This is a genomic window from Frigoriflavimonas asaccharolytica, from assembly GCF_013294015.1.
Classification (GTDB): Bacteria; Bacteroidota; Bacteroidia; order Flavobacteriales; family Weeksellaceae; genus Frigoriflavimonas; species Frigoriflavimonas asaccharolytica.
This window is the reverse complement of record NZ_JABSNO010000037.1, coordinates 1-20,273: the sequence shown is the minus strand read 5'-3', so window position 1 is coordinate 20,273 and position 20,273 is coordinate 1. Positions and strand designations below refer to the sequence as shown.

Genomic DNA, 20,273 nt, shown 5'->3' with positions numbered 1-20,273 from the left:
ATAACTTTAACTTGGAATCAAAAATTCCAGAAAATATCAATATTAAAATTTTAGAAATTGAAAATCATAGTGTTTTTAAGCGCTGACTATTTATAAAAGTAAAATGTTTTAAAATTTAAGTCAAAAAAAACGACCTTCTATTGGAAAGTCGTTTTAATTAATCATCAACTCAATGCTAATCTCTATTCTTTAATAAAATCCAGCCATTTCTTAAAATTGGTTTATTGGATATCGGATCCAACCAAGATACTTGGTACCAATATGAAGCTGTTGGTAAATTTAGTTTAATGTAATTTCCATTCCAGATAGGATTTTTTGGTGTAGCACGGAAGATTTCTTTACCGTATCTATCAAAAATGATCGCTTTAAATTCTTTATATTGACTCACACCAGTGAAGTCTATAAAGTCATTAATACCATCCGCATTTGGAGTTATTACATTCTGTACAAAAAATGCATAATATTCCGTAGTAGAAAAGCATAGATTGCCTTTCACACGTACTAAAATGGAATAATTTAAATTGGGAACTACATTAGTAAATATATTAGAAGCTTGCCAATCTATACCACCATTTATAGAATATTCTAAATTTGCTGGTATTGGCTGTTGTATATTTATAGATAGTGTTGTGTTGATGTAGGTAACCTCACTAATCACAGGAACAGGCGTATAGGATACAGTTGCCGAAAATATTTTGGTACAAGTTCCATTATTTATGGTTACATTATAAACTCCTTCTGTGTTCACAGTTATCGTTTGTGTGGTTGCTCCGGTATTCCATAAGTAGGAATAATTTGGTCCCACTCCTGCATCTAATACACCGCTTAAACCTTTGCAGAATTGGATGTCCGCAATAGTTGATACTATTGCTGGTACTACATTTATCGTAATGGTTGTGGTGTTTCCTTGGCATCCGTTTGCTCCAACACCTGTGATTGTGTACGTGGTGGTGGTATTTGGCGTTATGTTTAATGTGCTTCCAGTATTTGGGGAACCATTCACTGTGTATGTTTGAGCTCCACTAAAAGTTAAAACTAATCCTTCACCGGCACAAATAGTAGTTTTTGGTGCTGTCACTGTTATTGTTGGAGGAGTTGTACTTTGTATTACCGTCACTGTAGCTTGTTGACTGCACAATAATCCTGTAGTATTTGTAATCGTTAAAGTATAATTGCCTCCTGTACTGACAACTGGTGACAAAGTATTAGCACCAGAAGCAATCGTTCCACCTCCCGTTGTTGTCCATAAAATTGTAGAACCAGCTTGGAAGATAGATGCTGTTGCATTAAGAGTAACTGTAGGTGTCGTACAATTAATTTGTGATGGCTGCGCAATATTTAAAGTGATGATTGGCTCTTGGGTTACGGTCACAGATCTTTGAAATGTACAGCCAGCTGGAGTTGTTACCGTTACCGTATAAATTCCAGCAGTATTTACGGTGATGGTATTATTTGTAGAACCAGTGGACCATAAATATGTGTTTCCTTGTCCTGTAGATGTTGCCGTAAGTGTAGTAGAACTACCTTGGCAATAGGATAGGACTCCAGAAATTTGAACATTCGGATCTGCATTAGCAACAATCGTTACAGATACAGAAGAACTTGGGCAATTCCCATTTGAAACTACTAAACTATATGTTCCAGCTGCAGAAACTGTAATAGATTGTGTAGTAGCTCCGGTGCTCCACACATTTCCTGTAGCATAATTTGAGGTTAAAGTAACCGGAGTTCCAGCACAAATTGCTGGTGCAGATTGGGAAATAAGAGGAGTTGGTGTTAATACAACCGTTAATTGTAGGTTTGCAACTTTAAAACAGTTTGCATTGCTTACTCTTACATATATTGTAGCTGTAGGAGAATTGTATACTGCTGGATTCACAATGAAATTTGCTGTCCCTGCATTTGCATCCGCTAGACTTGTGTAGTAAGCAAAGCTGATACCTGATGAGGTAGAAATTGCATTTTGAGCAGATGTTAAATCAAAATCTGCTGTTGTTGTAAGCGAGCATAAACTTAAGGTCGAGTTTGCTGTTGTAGGTAATGGATTCACTGTTACTATCGCATTTTTTGTAAATACACAACCACCAGAAGTAGTTACAGTTACTGTATAAGTTCCTGCTGTTGTTATATTTGTAGTTGCAGTGGTAGATCCATTAGACCAAATAAAAGTATTCCCAGTTCCCGTTGCATTGGCTGTTAATGTAGTAGAGGTTCCTGCGCAAAATGCTAAATTACCAGTAATTTGTACATTCGGATCGTCATTTTTAGTAATAACGATAGATGCTGGTGTACTTGTACAGTTTGTCCCAGTCTGTGTTAAAGTATAAGTTCCAGCTGTACTTACAGTAATAGATTGTGTAGTTGCTCCAGTAGACCATGTGTTACCCGTTGCAAAATTGGAGGTTAAAGTAACTGTAGCATTTCCACATATGACGGCAGAAGATGCTGTTATTGTTGGAACCACTGTTTGCGTTACACTCAACATCAGCTGTACTACTTGCGAGCAAGTTCCTGTTTTAATTACAACGTAAACTGTCGCATTCCCAGATGTGAAACTTGTTGGTGTTCCAATAGTATTTGCATTACCAGCAAGTGCATCTGCCTGATTGGCGTAGTAAGAAAAAGTAGATGTTGTGCTAGTGGTAATGCTTGTTTGAGCGGTTGTTAAATTAAATAATGCAGAACTTCCTGTAGAACATTCCACTAATGTTGCATTTTGCACGCTTGGCGGAGTATCAACTTGCACAACTGCAGATTTTGTAAAAGTACAACCAGATGGTGTAGTTACAGTTACGGTGTATGTTCCACTAGTACTTACGGTTGTTGTTGCTGTTGTAGAACCATTAGACCAAGAAAATGTGTTTCCAGTTCCTGTAGCAGTAGCTGTAAGTATTGAATTTCCACCTTGGCAAAAAACCAAAGTCCCAGAAATTTGAACATTAGGATCTGTTTGCGCTGTAATTGTAGTAGAAGCAGCTGCACTCACGCAACTTCCATTCGCAACAGTTAGCGTGTAAGTCCCGGTTGTAGAAACGGTGATAGATGGAGTCGTAGCTCCAGTGGACCATGTATTGCCAGTAGTAGCACTAGAAGTAAGGGTTACGCTTCCACCAGAGCAAAGGATATTTGATGAGGTAGTAATGGTGGGTGTAGCTGGAGTAGCGCTGATTGTTAACTGCAATTCTGCTACAGATCTACAATTTCCATTTTTTACAACTACATATATTGTTGCATTTCCAGAAGTAAAATTTGCAGGATTTGCTATGAAATTTCCATTATTTGCTAAAGCATCTGCTTGGTTTGTATAGTAGGTGAAAGTTACACCTGATGTTGTAGAAATATTGGGTTGAGCTGTTGTCAAATTAAATGCTGCTGTAGTTGCAGGTGAGCAAAGTGTTAAAGTAGCGTTTTGGACTACTGGATTTGGCAAAACATTCAAAGTTATCTGTGCTGTTCCAGGACATGTAGATCCTGGTATTAAAACTTCAATAGTGTAAATCCCTGCAACGGACGCGGTGTAAGTGGGATTTGTAGCTCCAGCTATTGCAGTGCTATTTAATAACCATTGATATGTCGCGCCAGGTGTTGTTACATTGGCAGATATCATCTGAGATGTTCCCGCGCAAATACTCACATTTGCTGGAAGTGCATTTCCACTACCATCATTTAATTGAACACCGATATTAAAAGAACCAGCTTGCAAAAATACTCCGGAATCAAAAGAATCATCAGAAAAAGATGAACCTGGTCCAGATGCATCTGCCAAAACCATTTTAAAATGATAAGTCTGCCCAGGTATAACGGTAGCACTTGCTTGCAATGGTATCGTTCTCCCATTAAAGTTTGTTTCTATACTGGCGGTATTATTACCAGCGAAATATTGTGCATTTACAGCTCCACAAGAACCATTAGCATTATGTATATTTGTAGTACTTACAGGTCCTGCGCCATTTGGAAGAATTGCCAAATTTGTATAAGCAGGGTCTCCAACTTTTTTTATCAATAAAGCGAAGCCATCAGTATATGTACACGGAAATGTTCCCGTATATTCTTCTGAAGCAAATAAATAATTAAATGAAATCTGATTTGTAACTGGCACGAAGTCAAACTCAATAGTAGTAGCATCTGCTAATCTATTATTATTCACGCCTATTGCAGCTGCAAGGTCTAAATCTCCACCAGTACCTAAGACATCGCTTAATGTGTTCCCAATAAAAGCATTTCCTGCTCTTCTTGCATATCCCGTTGTTAATATAATTCCATCATTAAATGGAAAACTTGTAGTTCCTTTATTAAAATAACCCCAAGATCTATCTTGGTTAGATGCTAAAAGATTGGGTGAAACGGTAACATTAGAAACATTTGCAGTACAATTAGAACCACCATTTATTAATACATTTGTAATTAATTGAGTTATCGCAAAATTAGATTGCGGATATGCTGCAGAATTTACGTCTATAAAAGCTCCAGCTTTCATCGTTTGCGAGGATGGAACAGAAGGTCTAGCAGTTTCAGATCTGGTGTTTTGTCCAAAAATGCTTATTGATAAGGTTATATAAAGTAAAGCAAAAATATTTTTCATAGAAGATGTCTAAAATAAGATACGGTTGTAAATAAAATTGAGACGTTAAAATTAGTCATTTTTTTAATTATATTAATTTATTAAAGAAATAGTTTAAATATTTTAATAATTACTTGCCCCTTGAAAAATTAATTACTATTTTTGCAAACCAAAATGAGATGATATTATGTTAATTATTCCAGTAAAAGACGGTGAGTCTATTGATAGAGCACTAAAAAAGTACAAAAGAAAGTTTGATAAAACAGGCGTTATTCGCGCTTTAAGAAGCAGACAACAATTTATTAAACCTTCAATTGTAGGTAGACAGCAAAAACTAAAAGCTGCTCACAAACAGAAATTAAGAAGTATAGAAGACGAAGCTTAAACAGTTTCGACAATCTTATCATATTAATCACTTTTCAAATAACTATATTTGAAGAGTGATTTTTTTTTGCCATTATGTTAAATAAATTTTTAGACTATTTATTGCTGGAGAAGCGCTATTCTCCACATACCATTACAAATTATAGAAAAGATTTGGAAGATTTTTCATGTTTTCATTTTGATAAAGAAGGAGAAGATAATATTATATCTGCAGAAAAAATCCACATCCGTAACTTTATATTTCATTGCGGCGAAAATAATCTTTCCAAAAGAACTATTAATAGAAAACTTTCAAGTTTGAGAGGCTTTTACTTATTTCTTCTAAAAATAAATGAAATAGAAAGGTCTCCCGTAGAAAGTATTAAGTCTATGAAAATGTTTGGCGAAAAGCAAATTCCATATTCTGAAGATGAAATGCAAAAAATGCAAAATCTATATAAGACGATAGATATTTCACTTTTAGATCAATTGATACTAGAAATACTTTATCAAACAGGCTTAAGAAAGGCTGAGCTATGCAGTTTACTGTTGGAAAATGTGAATATTGATGAATGTCAAATAAAAATAATTGGTAAGGCAAATAAAGAGCGTATTGTGCCAGTTTCAAAGGAGTTGATTTTTTCTATGAAAAATTTTATAAAAGAGAGAATACCACTTGCAGTAGATCAGGATTTTTTTTTAATCAATAAAAAAGGAAAAAGAATCAACGATAAATATGTTTACAGAGTAGTAAACAAATATTTAAACCTTGTAACTATTAAAAATAAAAAAAATCCGCATTCTTTACGTCATAGTTTTGCAACACATCTTATAGAAAACGGTGCAGAGATTTTGCAGGTGAAAAAACTGCTCGGTCATCAATCTTTGGCATCTACTCAGGTTTATGTAGATGCAAATATTGTGAAGCTGAAAAAAGTTTTCGAAAAAACACATCCAAGAGCAAAATCTGAATAATCTATTCTATTTAGAAATTAATAACATCATTTTTTTGAATTTAAGTGAAATGCTTTTCGGAAAAAACTTAATTTTTTCCAGATTCTAAGATGGGATTTATTCAATTTGATAGAAATTACTTTTTCGTGTAAATACATCTAATTCTAGCGTGATTTCGAAGATTATTTTGTAAAAATTTGAAAATGAGTTTATTACATTTTTGTGCCTAATAAATTGAAAATTTTCTGTGAAAAATTAATTTTACGAACAAATAACTGTAAATCAACAAGAAAGAAATTAATTTAAAAATAAATAAAAAAAGTTTGTGTAGTTTAGAAAAAGTACCCTATATTTGCAATCGCAAAAAGAGATGAAGTTCTTTTGAAATCATTTGCCTCCATAGCTCAGCTGGCCAGAGCACGTGATTTGTAATCTCGGGGTCGTCGGTTCGAATCCGTCTGGAGGCTCATTTTGTTAAAAAAAAATATTGGGGAGATACTCAAGCGGCCAACGAGGACTGACTGTAACTCAGTTGTGAAAACTTCGCAGGTTCGAATCCTGCTCTCCCCACTTTTTTTTCTTGCATATTTGAATTTTATTTTTTAAATTTGCAAAACGTTTACCAATAATTTGTAAAACAAATTGCGGAAGTAGCTCAGTTGGTAGAGCGTCAGCCTTCCAAGCTGAATGTCGCGAGTTCGACCCTCGTCTTCCGCTCAATAAAAATCACAATCCTAATTCGGTTTGTGATTTTTTTTTAAATTAATCGCCGACGTAGCTCAGGGGTAGAGCGTTTCCTTGGTAAGGAAGAGGTCGTGAGTTCAATTCTCATCGTTGGCTCAAAATTAATCCTCGTACAAGCTTGTACGGGGATTTTGTGTTTTTATATCTGAAAGCATTTATAAAAAAAGCTCGGAAATAAATCCCGAGCTTTATAAAAATTTAAATTATATTTTTTAGAATCCTAATCCTACAGAAAATCCTTTCACTGTGTTTGGGAAATTCGATACCGATGTTGCCGCACCTGTAGTAGTATTAATTGTATAGATTTTTGTTTCTGTACCCACTGTCAATATAGAATATGCTGTTTGGCTTTTGCTGCCAATATCAAAACCATTTGTAGAAACAACATTTATTCCTAAAGCACCTACATCAACCAAAGTTCCACTATTTGCTGGATTTTGTTGGTATAGTCTGTCTGTAGTAGCATCTATCACGAATAAAGTGGTAGTAGTTGCACCAGCAAAATTATTTGTATAAGCTGCTGCGCTTAGAGCCGGTGTTCCTGGGTTTATAGTTCCATCAATAATTGTTGATCCATCTATAGGATTTAAACGAAGATTTTGCCCCGTATTACTTACAACTCTAATTCTATCTACGGTTGGATTAAAATCAAAACCGAAATCTGTTCCTGAAAGTAAAGTCGTCAACTGACCTCCAACTACCGTAGCAGCACCATTTCCTAAGTTGATGGTATAAATTCTACTGCTGCTTCCTAAAGCGTATAATTGTCCATTCAAAGGTCTGAAGTCAATTCCTAAAATACTTTCTGAAGCTTGTAATCCTGTGATAGCTTTTGTAACTGGAATTGGATTAGTGGGATCAAATATTTGTAAAGCATTTGCAGCGTTTACTGCATAAGCTACAGATTTTGTAGGAATTGCTAAATCGATAACTTTCGATGGAAGTTTGCCAATATTTACAGCCTTACCATTTGCTAAATCTAGCGTATAAAGATTTTCTTGAGAAGAAGAAGTAGCTGCCATCAAGGCGATGCTATTATCAGGGCTAATATCAAAAGCCGCTTGTCCCGTAAAACTAATACCAGTATTTCCTACTTCTACCAAAGTTCCGTTGTTTGGTGGGTCTTGCTTGTATAATTTTCCAGAAGTTGCGTCCAAATCATATAGTGTAGTACTTGATGCTCCAGAAACACTATTGGTATACGCTACACCAGAAATTACAGGAGATGCTCCACCAGAAATGCTTCCATCTGTAGCTGCAATTGCACCATTTTCCGGATTTAATCTTAGGTTTTGCCCAGTATTTGTAACCAATCTAATACGATCGACGGTTGGATTAAAATCTATAGATGCAATAGAACCAGAAATAGCAGGTACAAATGGAGTAGTACTTACCAATCTTGCAGATGCGGTCGAAGTATTAATAATATAAAATTTGCTGGCATCAGAAACGGCATACAATTCTCCAGTTGCTGGTCGAAAATCAATACTCAAAAGTTTTTCTGCACCTGTAATACCCGTAATACCAATCTTACTAGTAAACGTAGAAGGGTTGTTGGCATTAAATGAAACAAGTTCATTCGTTGAGGAGAGACCATACACTTGAACATTAGGACCAACTACACCTGGTTCAATCTGGAAAATGTCGTCGTCGTTATTACACGAAACTGTGATTACTACTGCAAATGTTGCAATGATTGTTTTTAATAGATTTTTCATAGTTTTATTTATTTAAATTAATAAAATGGGTTTTGTTGTTGTCAAATACGACTTAAAATAATTTTTAGATTTCATCCTATCTGATATTTAATGAATTTGTGGTGCAGTTGAAAATTCTATAAAATTTATTAACTTTAATATGCCGAATTTTTTTTGTAAATTTGCAATTCGAAATTTTTTGAATCTGCGTATTGTGAAGAGTTTGAATATTAAAAAGTTATTTATTTAAAAAATAATTTTTTTTATTCAAAATTTCGCTATATTTGCGCACTGAAAAAAAATCAATTTAGTTAATAAAATAAATATTAAAATCATGGCAAAGGAAACGTTTAATCGTAACAAACCCCACTTGAACATTGGTACTATTGGTCACGTTGACCATGGTAAAACAACACTTACAGCTGCGATCAGTAAAGTATTATCTGATCAAGGATTCGGTACTGCAAGAGATTTCGCATCTATTGATTCTGCTCCAGAAGAGAAAGAAAGAGGTATCACAATCAACACTGCTCACATTGAGTATGAAACAGCAAACAGACATTACGCTCACGTAGATTGTCCAGGTCACGCGGATTATGTTAAAAACATGGTTACGGGTGCTGCACAAATGGACGGTGCTATTTTAGTTGTAGCTGCTACAGATGGTCCAATGCCACAAACGAGAGAGCACATTTTGCTTTGTCGTCAGGTAAATGTACCTAGAGTTGTTGTATTTATGAATAAAGTAGATATGGTAGATGACGCTGAACTACTTGAATTAGTAGAATTAGAAGTTAGAGACCTTTTATCAACTTACGAATATGATGGAGATAATTCTCCAGTAATCCAAGGTTCTGCTTTAGGAGCTTTGAATGGTGAAGACAAATGGGTAGCAACCGTTAATGAATTAATGGAAGCAGTAGACGTTTGGATTGAGCAACCAGTAAGAGATCAAGATAAGCCATTCCTTATGCCAATAGAAGATGTATTCTCTATTACAGGTAGAGGAACAGTAGCTACAGGTAGAATCGAAGCAGGTATTATCAATACTGGTGATGCTGTTGATATTGTAGGTATGGGAGATGAAAAATTAACATCTACTGTAACTGGAGTTGAAATGTTTAGAAAAATACTTGATAGAGGTGAAGCTGGTGATAACGTTGGTATCCTTTTAAGAGGTATTGAAAAAGACGATATCAAAAGAGGTATGGTAATCGCGAAAGCTGGTTCTGTAACTCCACACAAAAAAGTAAAAGCTGAGGTTTATATCCTTTCTAAAGAAGAAGGTGGACGTCACACTCCATTCCACAACAAATACCGTCCACAGTTTTATGTAAGAACTACAGACGTTACAGGTGAAATCTTTTTGCCAGAAGGTGTAGAAATGGTAATGCCAGGAGATAACTTAACTATTACTGTAGAATTGTTGCAGCCAATCGCTTTAAACGTAGGTCTTAGATTTGCAATTAGAGAAGGTGGTAGAACAGTAGGTGCTGGTCAAGTAACTGAAATCTTAGATTAATTTCTAAATAAAATTATAAAGTTCTGTAGGGAAACTTACGGAACTTTTTTAATCTACGGGCATCGTCCAATGGTAGGATACCGGTCTCCAACACCGTTGATCTGGGTTCGAATCCTAGTGCCCGTGCAAAATAATAATATGAGTTTAGTAGATTTTGTAAAAGGTTCTTACGTAGAATTTACAGAAAAAGTGGAATGGCCAAAGTGGGACGAGTTGCGTTCTTCTACAGTAGTGGTTACTGTTGGTACTATTATTTTGGCAATATTTCTATTTGGTGTTGATGAATTATTTTCAAAAGCCATCAAAAATATGATTCAAATTTTGGTAAATCTATTCAATTAAAATTATTTCCAAGATGAGTGAATTAAAATGGTATGTGCTGAAAGCAATCAGTGGGAAGGAAAATAAAGTAAAATCTTACATAGAAAACGAAATTATCCATAATAATATGGAAGCATTCGTGACGCAAGTTGTAATACCTACAGAGAATGTAATACAAATGCGCAACGGCAAGAAAGTACACAAAGAGAAAGCATACTATCCTGGTTATTTAATGGTGGAAGCAAATCTTGTTGGAGAAGTTCCGCACGTTATCAAAAATATTCCTGGTGTTATTTCATTCCTAAGCCTTACAAAAGGTGGTGATCCTGTACCAATGAGAAAATCTGAGGTAAACAGAATGTTAGGAAGAATGGATGAACTTTCCGAATTCCCTACAGAAATGGAAATCCCTTTCATCGTTGGTGAAAGCGTAAAAGTAATCGAAGGTCCTTTCAACGGCTTCAATGGTACGGTAGAAAAAATCTTAGAAGAAAAGAAAAAAATCGAAGTATCTGTACTTATTTTTGGAAGAAAAACTCCAATGGAATTAAGTTTTATGCAGGTAGAGAAAGTGTAATACTTAATCTCATTAATAATATAAATGCTCAAGATATTTCTTGAGCATTTTTTTATGATTAAATTTTCTATGGATTTTTATCATTTTTTAAATTGAATATTAATGCATTTTTTTAAATCGTACCAAAGTATCCATCCTTTTCTATCTTTTTCGTAAGCTCCGCCAGTGTAACTTCTTGAATAGTTTGCCATGCTCGCCCAATCAACATATGTATAAGTGGAAATAAAACCTAGCGACTTATCCTTACCTAAACGAGATGCACCAACATTCATAAGACTGTCAACTTTCGAAATATTTTCAAAATACTTCTTTTTAAACGTTAGGTTTTCAACACAATCTCCATATCTTTCCAGATTTTCTGTTTCAACAGCTGCAATCGTAGTCGTTTTACAACTCAAAAGAATAATAGAAAGTACTAATGCAGCAAAAGTTTTCAAAATCAACATTTAATTACTCCCTACCCATTCACAGCCTCCACATTCTCCACCACTTCTGGTAAAAATTGTTTCAAAATATTTTCAATACCGTTTTTTAATGTCGCCGTAGAACTTGGGCAACCAGAACAAGCACCTTGCAGTAGCATTTTTGCCGTTTTAGTATCGGCTACATATTCCATCAAAGATATTTTTCCGCCATCATTTTCTACTGCCGGTGCAACATATTCTACCAAAATATCCGAAATTCTTTGCTCAGTTTCGGTGTAGTTTCTATTCATAATTTGCTCAACTGGTGCAGCATGATTTTGAGCTACTAGATTAGAGATTTTCCCACCATTTTGTAAATATTCTGTGATGAATGCACGCATTTCTATCATCACTTTGTGCCATTCTACAGATTCATCTTTGGTTACAGCCACAAAATTGTCGGAAATAAATACTTCTTTCACAAAGCTGAATTCCTCAAAAATTGCTTTCGCCAAAGGAACATCGTCAGAATTTTCTTTATTTTTCACTTCTACAAAACCTGATAGTAAATTGGTGCTAGAAACAAATTTCATTACCGAAGGATTTGGCGTCATTTCTGCAAACACATTATTGGTTTTCGCTTGTTTCTGAATGTAAATTCTCGGGTTTTTTTCCAACTGTTCTTGAATCACATCTTTCAAACTTTCTACCAAAAATTCCCATTTAACATCCTCTTTTTTAGAAATTGCAATAAAATTAGAAGTGATAAATATTTTTTCTATAAAATTAAAATTAAAAAGTTCTTTTGCCAATGGCATTTCAGAAACATCTGATTGTCTGTCCAACTCTATCGAGCCCGGAATTATTTGATAATCCGTCACGAATTTCATTACTTTCGGATTTTCTGTTGGTTCTATTATTATATTCTGCATTTTATTATTAAATTTGGTACTACAAAAATACGGATTTCCGAGGGAAAGAAAAAGGGTGAGTTAAAAAAGCAAAGGCAATTTTACCAATCACTTCTATATCATTTATCAATAATCATTTATCAAAAATTTTCTATGGCATTAATAAAATCTCTTCTAGACCACACACCAATCATCGGCGAAAATACTTTTCTTGCAGAAACTGCTACCATTATTGGCAATGTAGAAATGGGTACAGATTGCAGTATTTGGTACAACGCAGTTATTCGTGGCGATGTAAATTATATTAAAATGGGCAATAAAGTAAACGTACAAGATAATGCCATGTTGCATTGCACTTTCGAAAAATTTCCACTTATAATTGGGGACAATGTATCTATTGGTCACAATGCAATCGTGCATGGTTGCACAATTCAAGACAATGTTTTAATCGGGATGGGCTCAATCGTGATGGACGATTGTTTGGTAGAATCCAATTCCATCGTTGGTGCAGGATCTGTGGTTACACAAGGAACTCACATTAAATCTGGCGAAGTTTGGGGCGGAATTCCTGCAAGAAAATTAAAAGATATTTCCCCAGAATTGTTGGAAGGCGAAGTGAACAGAATTGCAGATAATTATGTGAAATATTCTGGTTGGTATAAAGACTAAAAAAAATCCATGTTAGAAGAGGGAATTCATTCTTTATATTTGGGCAGCTTAATCCGCCTTCCGTTCCCGCTTTTTTCTGTTTTTTGACAAAAACACAAAAAGAGCTTCACTCAAGTCGGGCTGCGAAGTTTTACGTTCCAAACCAAAGTATTGATTATTTAAAAGTACTTATTTCATTTGTAAATGAATTAAATTAAAAATGGAAAATTATACCATAGAAACTTCCAGATTATTATTAAATTTTCCAACAAAAAACGATCTGGAAAGTTTTCTATTTGAAATAAATTCTACCGATGCGTATTCCAAAAATTTGTTCAGTATTTCTTATCCTTTTTCAGCAGAACAAACAAATAATTGGTTTGAAAAATGTCAAGAAGGAAATCGAAATGGTCTATCAATTCGTTTTGCAATCAGAGAAAAAGAAGTGGGAAAATTATTTGGTATTATCGGAATTCACATCAACAAAGAACATCAAAAAGCGGAATTAGGATATTGGCTTGGCAAAAATTATTGGGGAAAAGGCTATATATCCGAAGGGTTGACGGCCGTTATTAAATTTGGCTTCGAAGAATTAGAACTCAACAAAATAGTAGCCACCCATTTTCTATTCAATCCCGCTTCCGGAAAAGCCATGCAAAACGCAGGAATGAAATTAGAAGGTTTGCAATTGCAGGAATATCTGCAAGATGGCCAATTTCTAGATGTAAAAAAATATTATATCTTAAAGGAAGATGTATTATTTTAAACTTTCCTCCAAAGAAGAATATTGTAAAACTGCTTTACCATTTTCGCACAAAATACCTGTTGGTTCATTTGCCACCAAACAATCGGAAGTAATGCCGTACTTTTCGTTAAAACCAGATTCCTGCGCGGTATAAATATTTATTTTTGGCAAAATATCCTCCTCAATCTCTTTCGGATAGGCAATATAATATGCTGCTCCACCGCAAGGTTTTGCGCCAATTGGAGATATTTTCCATTTAGAAGCATCGCTACAAGTTTTTTCAGCAATAATATTTTCAATTTCTAATTGTAAACCCTTTACCATCGAAGAATCTGAAGCATAATTTTCATTCAAAACTTTTTTCATTATAATATCTTTAGGCAATGTTTCTGGATTTTTAATTTTGCTATTGCAAGAATAAATTGTGAGTGCAGATAAGAATAAGATAACGCAAGTTTTCATATAAATTTTTTTTCAATTTCAAAAATAATTAATTTTAAGTAATAAATCTCGTTTTATATCTTTTTTAAAACCTATTTTATTAAATTTGAAGCATGAACAACGAACTTTTTGAATTGGTAGAACACACCCAAAGAAATATTTTCCTCACCGGAAAAGCCGGAACTGGGAAAACTACTTTCCTCAATGATTTTGTAAAAAAAACACAGAAAAAACATATTGTCGTAGCACCAACAGGTATTGCGGCTATCAATGCTGGTGGCGTTACCATTCATTCTATGTTCGGTTTGCCATTGCGCACATTTTTGCCAACTACAGATAGAATTGATGCAAATATTGCCAATAATATCTCAGATTTGTTACAACATTTTCGCTTTAGAAAAGATAAGATCAAATTATTGCGAGAGTTGGAGGTCATTATTATTGATGAAGTTTCCATGCTTCGAGCAGATGTTTTGGATATGATAGATTTTGCGTTGAGAACGGTACGCAGAAATCCACAGAAATTTGGGGGAGTACAAATGCTTTTTATTGGAGATCTTTATCAACTTCCACCAGTTGTTCGGGATGAGTATGTTTTAAATAAATACTACAAATCTCCCTTCTTTTTTGATAGTCATTCCTTGATAGAAGAAAAACCGTTGACGATTGAATTGATGAAAGTCTATCGTCAAAAAGACCAGTATTTTTTAGATCTATTAAATGCAATACGAGAAGGTGATGTTCCCAATATCGATTTTGAAAAATTGAACGAAAGATATCTTCCAAATTTCGTTGCAAAAGAAGAACCTTATGTTTATCTCTGCTCGCACAATAGAATGGCAGATGAAATAAACCGTGAGAAATTAGACGAATTGCCTTCAGAATCTCATTATTTTGATGCCAATATTAAAGGCGATTTCAAAGAAAACCAATACCCAAATGAAGAATCTTTAGAATTGCGAGTTGGTGCGCAAATAATGTTTATCCGAAACGATGCATCTGGAGAAAAAAAATATTTCAATGGAAAATTAGCAGAAGTAGTATCGATTGTCGACGACGAAATTTTCGTAAAATTGGAAGGAGAGCATGATGATTTTAAACTGAAAAGAGAAATTTGGGAACAGAAAAAATATGCTGTTGGAGCAGATAAAACCATTGTAGAAGATGTTTTGGGCAGTTATGAACAGTATCCAATTCGTTTGGCTTGGGCAGTTACCATTCATAAATCTCAAGGTCTTACGTTTGATCGATTAATAATTGACGCTGGAAAAAGCTTTGCTTCCGGTCAGGTTTATGTAGCGCTTTCGCGATGCCGAACTTTGGAGGGAATTGTTTTAAAATCAAAAATCTCTGCAAACGTTATTTTTAAGGATGAAAGAATTTCCAAGTTTCAAGGTGAAACTAATGCCAACGAAAAAGTTGCGCAAATTTTGAGCACAGAAAAATTTGATTATAGTATTGGCAAAGTTTTACATAAGATAGACATTAATTGGCTTCTACAAGATATAGAAAACTGGAATCTTGCCGCAAAAATGAGCAAAAAAATAGATGCAAAAAAAGTACAAGATCTTTATTTAGTTTTGAAAAAAGATGCTGAAATTTTAATTCCAATTTTTGATAAATTTAAAAGAGTGCTAATTTCCAAAACTAAAAAATTTACTTCGGGAGAAGAGAATTGGAAGGAAATTGAAGAGAAAACTATTGGAGCAACCGCTTTCTTTTTTCAAAATGTGCACGATAAAATTTTTGAACAATTCAAACAATTATATTCCGAAACCAAAGGTGTTGCAGGTTTAAAATCCTATAATGAAACTGCGAGTACATTTTTGGATGATGTTGGAGAATATTTAAAAGATTTGCAGCAGTTGAAATTACTAGAATTACCGCTTTTCAAGGAAGAAAAAAAGATTAATTTAGATACCAATATTGCAAAAATTCCAAGCCATGTGATTACTTTTCAAATGTTTGAAGAAGGCAAATCCATTTCGGACATTGCCAAAGTAAGAGGTTTTTTAAAGGAAACTGCATTCGGACATTTGGCGAAATTTGCTTCACAAGGATTATTGGATATGACGAGAATTTTCTCTGATAAAAAATTAAAAAACTTCGAAAAAATATTTGAAAAAAATCCGGAAACAGAAACGCTAGGAGATTGGAAAAATGCACTCCCGAAAGAATTTGAATTTAATGAGATTCGTTTGTTGTTAAATCATTTTACTTATTTGAAAGAGAAAAATGAACAGGATTAAATTTATAAAAACGCTCTAAATTAATATTCAAACTAGAAAAAGAACATAAGTTTAAAGAATTATAATGCTTTTTAAAATGAAAATAACAGAATTGAATCTTAATTCTTCATTTACGAAGAGCTATCAAGCTATTTCTATTGTTTCTTTTTTGGTCAAAAGATTTTCGATTAGAATTTGTAATAGATAAATTATATTAAAAGCTATGACACACCCAATTTTCCCATGCCTTTGGTTTGAATCCAATGCAAAACAAGCCGTAGATTTTTACTGCACAATTTTCAAAAATTCAAAAATACTTTCAGAAAATCCAATGGTAGTGATTTTTGAATTGAACGAAACCAAATTTATGGCGATGAATGGAGGTCCAGAATATCGATTTTCTCCCGCAAATTCGTACGTCATAAGCTGCGATGAACAAGAAGAGATAGATAATTATTGGGAAAAACTTTCTGAAAATGGAAAACCTGGAAAATGTGGATGGCTCACAGACAAATTTGGAATTTCTTGGCAGATAGTTCCAAAAATTTTAGGCGAATTGATGAACAATCCAGAAAAAGCACCAAAAGTGATGTACGCTTTTATGCAAATGTCTAAATTTGATCTAGCCAAATTGGAAGAAGCCGCGAAATAATTTTGTCAATTTATTTAATAATTTAATTTTGATCAACTAAAAGCTTCTAGATTAGTAATAATTCGTATTATTCAGAATATTTTCTAAATTAGATTCTGTAAGAAGCCCTTTTTCGTGATATATATTTAAAATATTTTCAGCATTTTTCAAGCTTGTTTCCGTTGTCTGTACAAAATTGGAAGAAATTTCTTCTCCGTTTTTTAATATTATAAAAATCTCATTATTAGTACCTTTACTTTTAAAACCTCGAAATTCGCCAAGAATATCATTGCCAACAATTCTTAGGTTTTCAATTTCAAAAATAGGAAAAGTTGTATCATTGATCATAATTTTTTCCTCCATCATTTGCAAAGTGCCTATTGCTTCCTTGTCTTTATTTCTAAAAAAGATGTAATAAATTCCAAGCAAAAATAAAATAACCACCAAACCAATATTAAATCCAAAGGTAGATTGCAAAATCAAATCCTTGGTACGATGATATTGTGGAAGATAGGCTATTATTGCCAATGCAATTATTATTAAAAAATCTAAAATAAGCAGTAGAAGAAGGAATTTACCAACGCTGAATTTTTTTTTCGGAGAAGCCGCAACAGTTTTAAAAATCATGAAATTAATTAATTATTGAATATGTAAATTTAAGGTAAATTTTTAGTTTGCCCTCGTAAAATCGTATCTTTGCCTTTAAAGAAATTAAAATGTTCGAAAGAAAATTAAATACAATACCAGAAGCGATAAAAGATCTGCAAGATGGAAAAATTATCATTGTAGTAGATGATGAAAATAGAGAAAATGAAGGAGATTTTCTCTCTGCAGCAGAATTAACAACTCCAGAGATCATCAATTTTATGACGATTTATGGAAGAGGATTAATTTGCACACCAATTACAGAAGAGCGTTGCGAAGCCTTAGATTTAGATATCATGGTAAGCAGAAGCAGCGATCCAAAAGAAACTGCGTTCACGGTTTCTATAGATTTATTAGGCGAGGGAGTTTCTACCGGAATTTCTGCAAGCGATCGCTCACAAACAATTTTAGCCTTGATGGACGATAAAACAAAACCTTCTGATTTTATGCGTCCTGGTCATATTTTTCCATTGCGTGCAAAAAAAGGTGGAGTCCTAAAAAGAGCTGGTCATACAGAAGCAGCCATTGATTTGACGAAGTTAGCAGGATTAAAACCTGGTGGAGTAATCTGCGAAATAATGAATGATGATGGTAGTATGGCTAGACTTCCAGATTTATTCATCATTGCTGAGAAGCATGATTTAAAAATTGTTTCCATAGAAGATTTGATTCATTATCAATTGAAAAAAGGCGATTTGGTAGAAAGAATTGAAGAGCGAAAAGTAAAAACTTTTTACGGAGATTTCGATTTTTACGCTTTTAAAGAAACTACAGATACGGAGCAAATTCATTTTGCTTTAACGAAAGGAAGTTGGTCTGCAGACGAATCTGTGTTGGTGAGAGTTCAAGCTTCCAATTCTTATTTTGATGTATTGAGTAGATTAAACTCTGGCGAAAAACCATTGCTAGAAAAGGTAACTCAAATGATCAACGAGGAAGGAAAAGGCGCAATTATTTTTATTAATAATGTTTCCAACGCAGAAAATACGATGCGAAAATTGCAACAATTTATAGATTTTCAAGATGGTGCACAGCAAAGACCAACTTTGGCTTCCAACTTCAGAGATTACGGGATTGGAACTCAAATTTTGAAAGATTTAGGCATCAATAAATTCAAGGTTATTTCTCAAAGTCCAAATCTGAAACCTATTGTTGGTGGATATGATGTGGAAGTTACAGAGATGATCGAACTTATTTAAGGGAACAATTTAGCAATGTATCGATTTAGCAATGTATCCATTTAGCAATGTAACAGTATAGCAATGTAACAATTTAGCAGTAAAACAATTTAGCAATATTAAAATTTTTTTAGCTAGAAAAGTACAATCCTTTACTAAGTAACGTTGCTTAATAATTACTTTTTATAAGATAATAAAATTTTGCATTTATAAAGTGTAGTACTTGTACAAAGCCAATATGTTAATTATTTAATTTTTAAATTTCCGACCAACGTCGTCCCACTTTACAATGAATTCCAAAGAACAAAAACTTGCCGCATTTTCTAAATTATTAGACGTTATGGACGAACTTCGGGAGAAATGTCCGTGGGATCAAAAGCAGACTTTGCAATCGTTGCGACCATTGACTTTGGAAGAAGTCTATGAATTATCTGATGCTTTACTTTCTGAAGATTTAGTTGAAATAAAAAAAGAATTGGGCGATGTTTTGCTGCATTTGGTTTTTTATGCAAAAATTGGGGAGGAGAAAAATAATTTTGATATTGCAGATGTTATTAATTCTTTAACCGAAAAATTAATTTTTCGTCACCCACATATTTACGGAGATGTGAAAGTTCAAGATGAAGAAGAAGTAAAGCAAAATTGGGAAAAGTTAAAATTAAAGGAGGGCAATAAATCCGTACTTTCCGGCGTAACAAAAGGTACACCCAGTTTGATAAAAGCTTACAGAATTCAAGATAAAGTACGTGGAATAGGTTTTGAATTTGCCAATGCAGAAGATGCTTGGAAAAAAGTGGAAGAGGAACTGGAAGAGTTTCATGCAGAAACAGATCTCGGAAAAAAAGAAGTAGAATTGGGAGATGTTTTCTTTTCGCTCGTCAATTATGCTAGAATTTCCAACATCAATCCGGATACAGCTTTAGAAAAAACGAATAATAAATTCATCAAAAGATTTCAACTGATGGAAACATTAGCTTTGGAAGATGAAATTTCTTTAGAAAATTTATCTTTAGATAAAATGGATGAATATTGGGAAAAAGCGAAGGAGATTTTGATAAAGAATTTTAACAAATAATTTTTATTGAATTCATCCATTGTAGTAATAAAATATTACCTATCTAAATTTTGTAAAATTATTGTTTTTAAATCTCTGTTATGTCTAATATCATGTCCTATTATTGTTTCATCATAAGTGACTTTAACATTGTATTGTTTTTTAAGATAATATATAAAACTGCCATACTTAAGCAAGTTTTTTTCATCCGTATTTAGTAATTCATCATTAAAATAAGGTAAAATATAAAGGACATTATCTAATAATTGTAAATTATCCCTTTCATCATAATGATAACCAAAAAAACTAACATTGGTAGGTAAGATCAACGCAAAATCAGTTTCTTCAAAAAGTGGAATAAGTTGATTGAAACTTATTCTTACTAATCTTTTTTTATAATGACATAAAAAAGTAATATATTCTTTAAAAATCGCAAAATTATGACGATGCAAAAAACCACCAAAAGAATTTTTTCTATGATCATCTAAAAATGATATATCCTCCTTAATATTTTCCAATTGATTTGATATAAAATTTCTAAACTCTTGTTTATATTGTAGGCTCCCCATTTTCAGTACGACTCAAAAGTAGTAATTTCATCTGATATTTCATTTAATATTCCGCTGTTGTTGTTGGCAAATGTGGGAAA

18 protein-coding genes and 5 tRNA genes are annotated in these 20,273 nt (G+C 33.5%); 16 read left to right on the top strand and 7 right to left on the bottom strand.

All coding sequences use genetic code 11. From position 1 onward, the window contains the following. Window positions 1–175: 175 nt before the first annotated feature. Complete coding sequence (locus tag HNQ03_RS15245; protein WP_173780559.1) at window positions 176–4,582, bottom strand: choice-of-anchor L domain-containing protein; 4,407 nt, start codon at window positions 4,580–4,582, stop codon at window positions 176–178. Window positions 4,583–4,748: 166 nt separating this feature from the next. Between HNQ03_RS15245 and rpsU the strand changes: the two genes are divergently transcribed. From rpsU to HNQ03_RS15215, 6 genes are all read left to right on the top strand, one after another. Further along, window positions 4,749–4,946, top strand: a complete 198-nt coding sequence (gene rpsU, locus HNQ03_RS15240) for a 30S ribosomal protein S21 (RefSeq protein ID WP_173780558.1) — start codon at window positions 4,749–4,751, stop codon at window positions 4,944–4,946. Between the two features lie 74 nt (window positions 4,947–5,020). Beyond that, window positions 5,021–5,899, top strand: coding sequence for a tyrosine-type recombinase/integrase (locus HNQ03_RS15235; RefSeq protein WP_173780557.1), 879 nt, complete (start codon window positions 5,021–5,023; stop codon window positions 5,897–5,899). A gap of 372 nt (window positions 5,900–6,271) precedes the next feature. Beyond that, a tRNA-Thr gene (locus HNQ03_RS15230) sits at window positions 6,272–6,345 on the top strand. A 22-nt stretch (window positions 6,346–6,367) separates the two neighbouring features. Continuing rightward, a tRNA-Tyr gene (locus HNQ03_RS15225) sits at window positions 6,368–6,448 on the top strand. 74 nt (window positions 6,449–6,522) lie between these two features. Continuing rightward, window positions 6,523–6,595 (top strand) — tRNA-Gly (locus HNQ03_RS15220). Between the two features lie 51 nt (window positions 6,596–6,646). Next, window positions 6,647–6,718 (top strand) — tRNA-Thr (locus HNQ03_RS15215). A gap of 116 nt (window positions 6,719–6,834) precedes the next feature. Here the strand turns inward: HNQ03_RS15215 and HNQ03_RS15210 are convergent. Then, window positions 6,835–8,340: a DUF4394 domain-containing protein gene (locus HNQ03_RS15210; protein ID WP_173780556.1), complete on the bottom strand. Its 1,506-nt coding sequence runs from the start codon at window positions 8,338–8,340 to the stop codon at window positions 6,835–6,837. Window positions 8,341–8,653: 313 nt separating this feature from the next. Between HNQ03_RS15210 and tuf the strand changes: the two genes are divergently transcribed. From tuf to nusG, 4 genes are all read left to right on the top strand, one after another. Beyond that, window positions 8,654–9,841 (top strand): elongation factor Tu, encoded by a 1,188-nt coding sequence (gene tuf / locus HNQ03_RS15205; RefSeq protein ID WP_173780555.1) that lies wholly within the window; start codon window positions 8,654–8,656, stop codon window positions 9,839–9,841. A gap of 55 nt (window positions 9,842–9,896) precedes the next feature. Then, window positions 9,897–9,967, top strand: a tRNA-Trp gene (locus tag HNQ03_RS15200). Between the two features lie 12 nt (window positions 9,968–9,979). Further along, a complete protein-coding gene (gene secE / locus HNQ03_RS15195; protein WP_173780554.1) occupies window positions 9,980–10,183 on the top strand; it encodes a preprotein translocase subunit SecE in 204 nt (67 codons plus the stop codon). 13 nt (window positions 10,184–10,196) lie between these two features. Beyond that, window positions 10,197–10,739, top strand: coding sequence for a transcription termination/antitermination protein NusG (nusG, locus tag HNQ03_RS15190; protein ID WP_173780553.1), 543 nt, complete (start codon window positions 10,197–10,199; stop codon window positions 10,737–10,739). A gap of 80 nt (window positions 10,740–10,819) precedes the next feature. On the opposite strand, the gene HNQ03_RS15185 is transcribed toward nusG, so the two are convergent. Next, window positions 10,820–11,185, bottom strand: a complete 366-nt coding sequence (locus tag HNQ03_RS15185; protein WP_173780552.1) for a hypothetical protein — start codon at window positions 11,183–11,185, stop codon at window positions 10,820–10,822. Window positions 11,186–11,196: 11 nt separating this feature from the next. After that, a complete protein-coding gene (locus HNQ03_RS15180) occupies window positions 11,197–12,075 on the bottom strand; it encodes a NifU family protein (RefSeq protein WP_173780551.1) in 879 nt (292 codons plus the stop codon). A 132-nt stretch (window positions 12,076–12,207) separates the two neighbouring features. Between HNQ03_RS15180 and HNQ03_RS15175 the strand changes: the two genes are divergently transcribed. Together HNQ03_RS15175 and HNQ03_RS15170 are read left to right on the top strand one after the other, a co-directional pair. Beyond that, window positions 12,208–12,723 carry a gamma carbonic anhydrase family protein gene (locus tag HNQ03_RS15175; RefSeq protein WP_173780550.1) on the top strand — a complete coding sequence of 172 codons (516 nt, stop codon included), beginning with the start codon at window positions 12,208–12,210 and terminating at the stop codon, window positions 12,721–12,723. Between the two features lie 199 nt (window positions 12,724–12,922). Continuing rightward, the gene (locus tag HNQ03_RS15170) at window positions 12,923–13,468 is read left to right on the top strand and encodes a GNAT family N-acetyltransferase (protein ID WP_173780549.1); all 546 of its coding nucleotides are present in this window, start codon (window positions 12,923–12,925) and stop codon (window positions 13,466–13,468) included. Here the strand turns inward: HNQ03_RS15170 and HNQ03_RS15165 are convergent. Next, a complete protein-coding gene (locus tag HNQ03_RS15165; RefSeq protein WP_173780548.1) occupies window positions 13,460–13,909 on the bottom strand; it encodes a hypothetical protein in 450 nt (149 codons plus the stop codon). The genes HNQ03_RS15170 and HNQ03_RS15165 overlap by 9 nt on opposite strands. Window positions 13,910–14,001: 92 nt before the next feature. Here HNQ03_RS15165 and HNQ03_RS15160 point away from each other — a divergent pair, with 92 nt between their 5' ends. Then, on the top strand, window positions 14,002–16,137 hold the full coding sequence (locus HNQ03_RS15160) for a helix-turn-helix domain-containing protein (protein ID WP_173780547.1): 2,136 nt from the start codon (window positions 14,002–14,004) through the stop codon (window positions 16,135–16,137). Between the two features lie 202 nt (window positions 16,138–16,339). Next, window positions 16,340–16,768, top strand: a complete 429-nt coding sequence (locus HNQ03_RS15155) for a VOC family protein (RefSeq protein ID WP_173780546.1) — start codon at window positions 16,340–16,342, stop codon at window positions 16,766–16,768. Between the two features lie 51 nt (window positions 16,769–16,819). Here HNQ03_RS15155 and HNQ03_RS15150 read toward each other — a convergent pair whose 3' ends face one another. Then, window positions 16,820–17,374 (bottom strand): hypothetical protein, encoded by a 555-nt coding sequence (locus HNQ03_RS15150; protein ID WP_173780545.1) that lies wholly within the window; start codon window positions 17,372–17,374, stop codon window positions 16,820–16,822. An 89-nt stretch (window positions 17,375–17,463) separates the two neighbouring features. Here HNQ03_RS15150 and ribB point away from each other — a divergent pair, with 89 nt between their 5' ends. Next, window positions 17,464–18,591, top strand: a complete 1,128-nt coding sequence (gene ribB, locus HNQ03_RS15145; protein WP_173780544.1) for a 3,4-dihydroxy-2-butanone-4-phosphate synthase — start codon at window positions 17,464–17,466, stop codon at window positions 18,589–18,591. A 268-nt stretch (window positions 18,592–18,859) separates the two neighbouring features. Beyond that, entirely contained in the window at window positions 18,860–19,645 is a 786-nt protein-coding gene (gene mazG / locus HNQ03_RS15140; RefSeq protein ID WP_173780543.1) for a nucleoside triphosphate pyrophosphohydrolase, read from the top strand. Window positions 19,646–19,680: 35 nt separating this feature from the next. Here mazG and HNQ03_RS15135 read toward each other — a convergent pair whose 3' ends face one another. Further along, complete coding sequence (locus HNQ03_RS15135) at window positions 19,681–20,193, bottom strand: hypothetical protein (RefSeq protein WP_173780542.1); 513 nt, start codon at window positions 20,191–20,193, stop codon at window positions 19,681–19,683. Window positions 20,194–20,273: the final 80 nt, after the last annotated feature.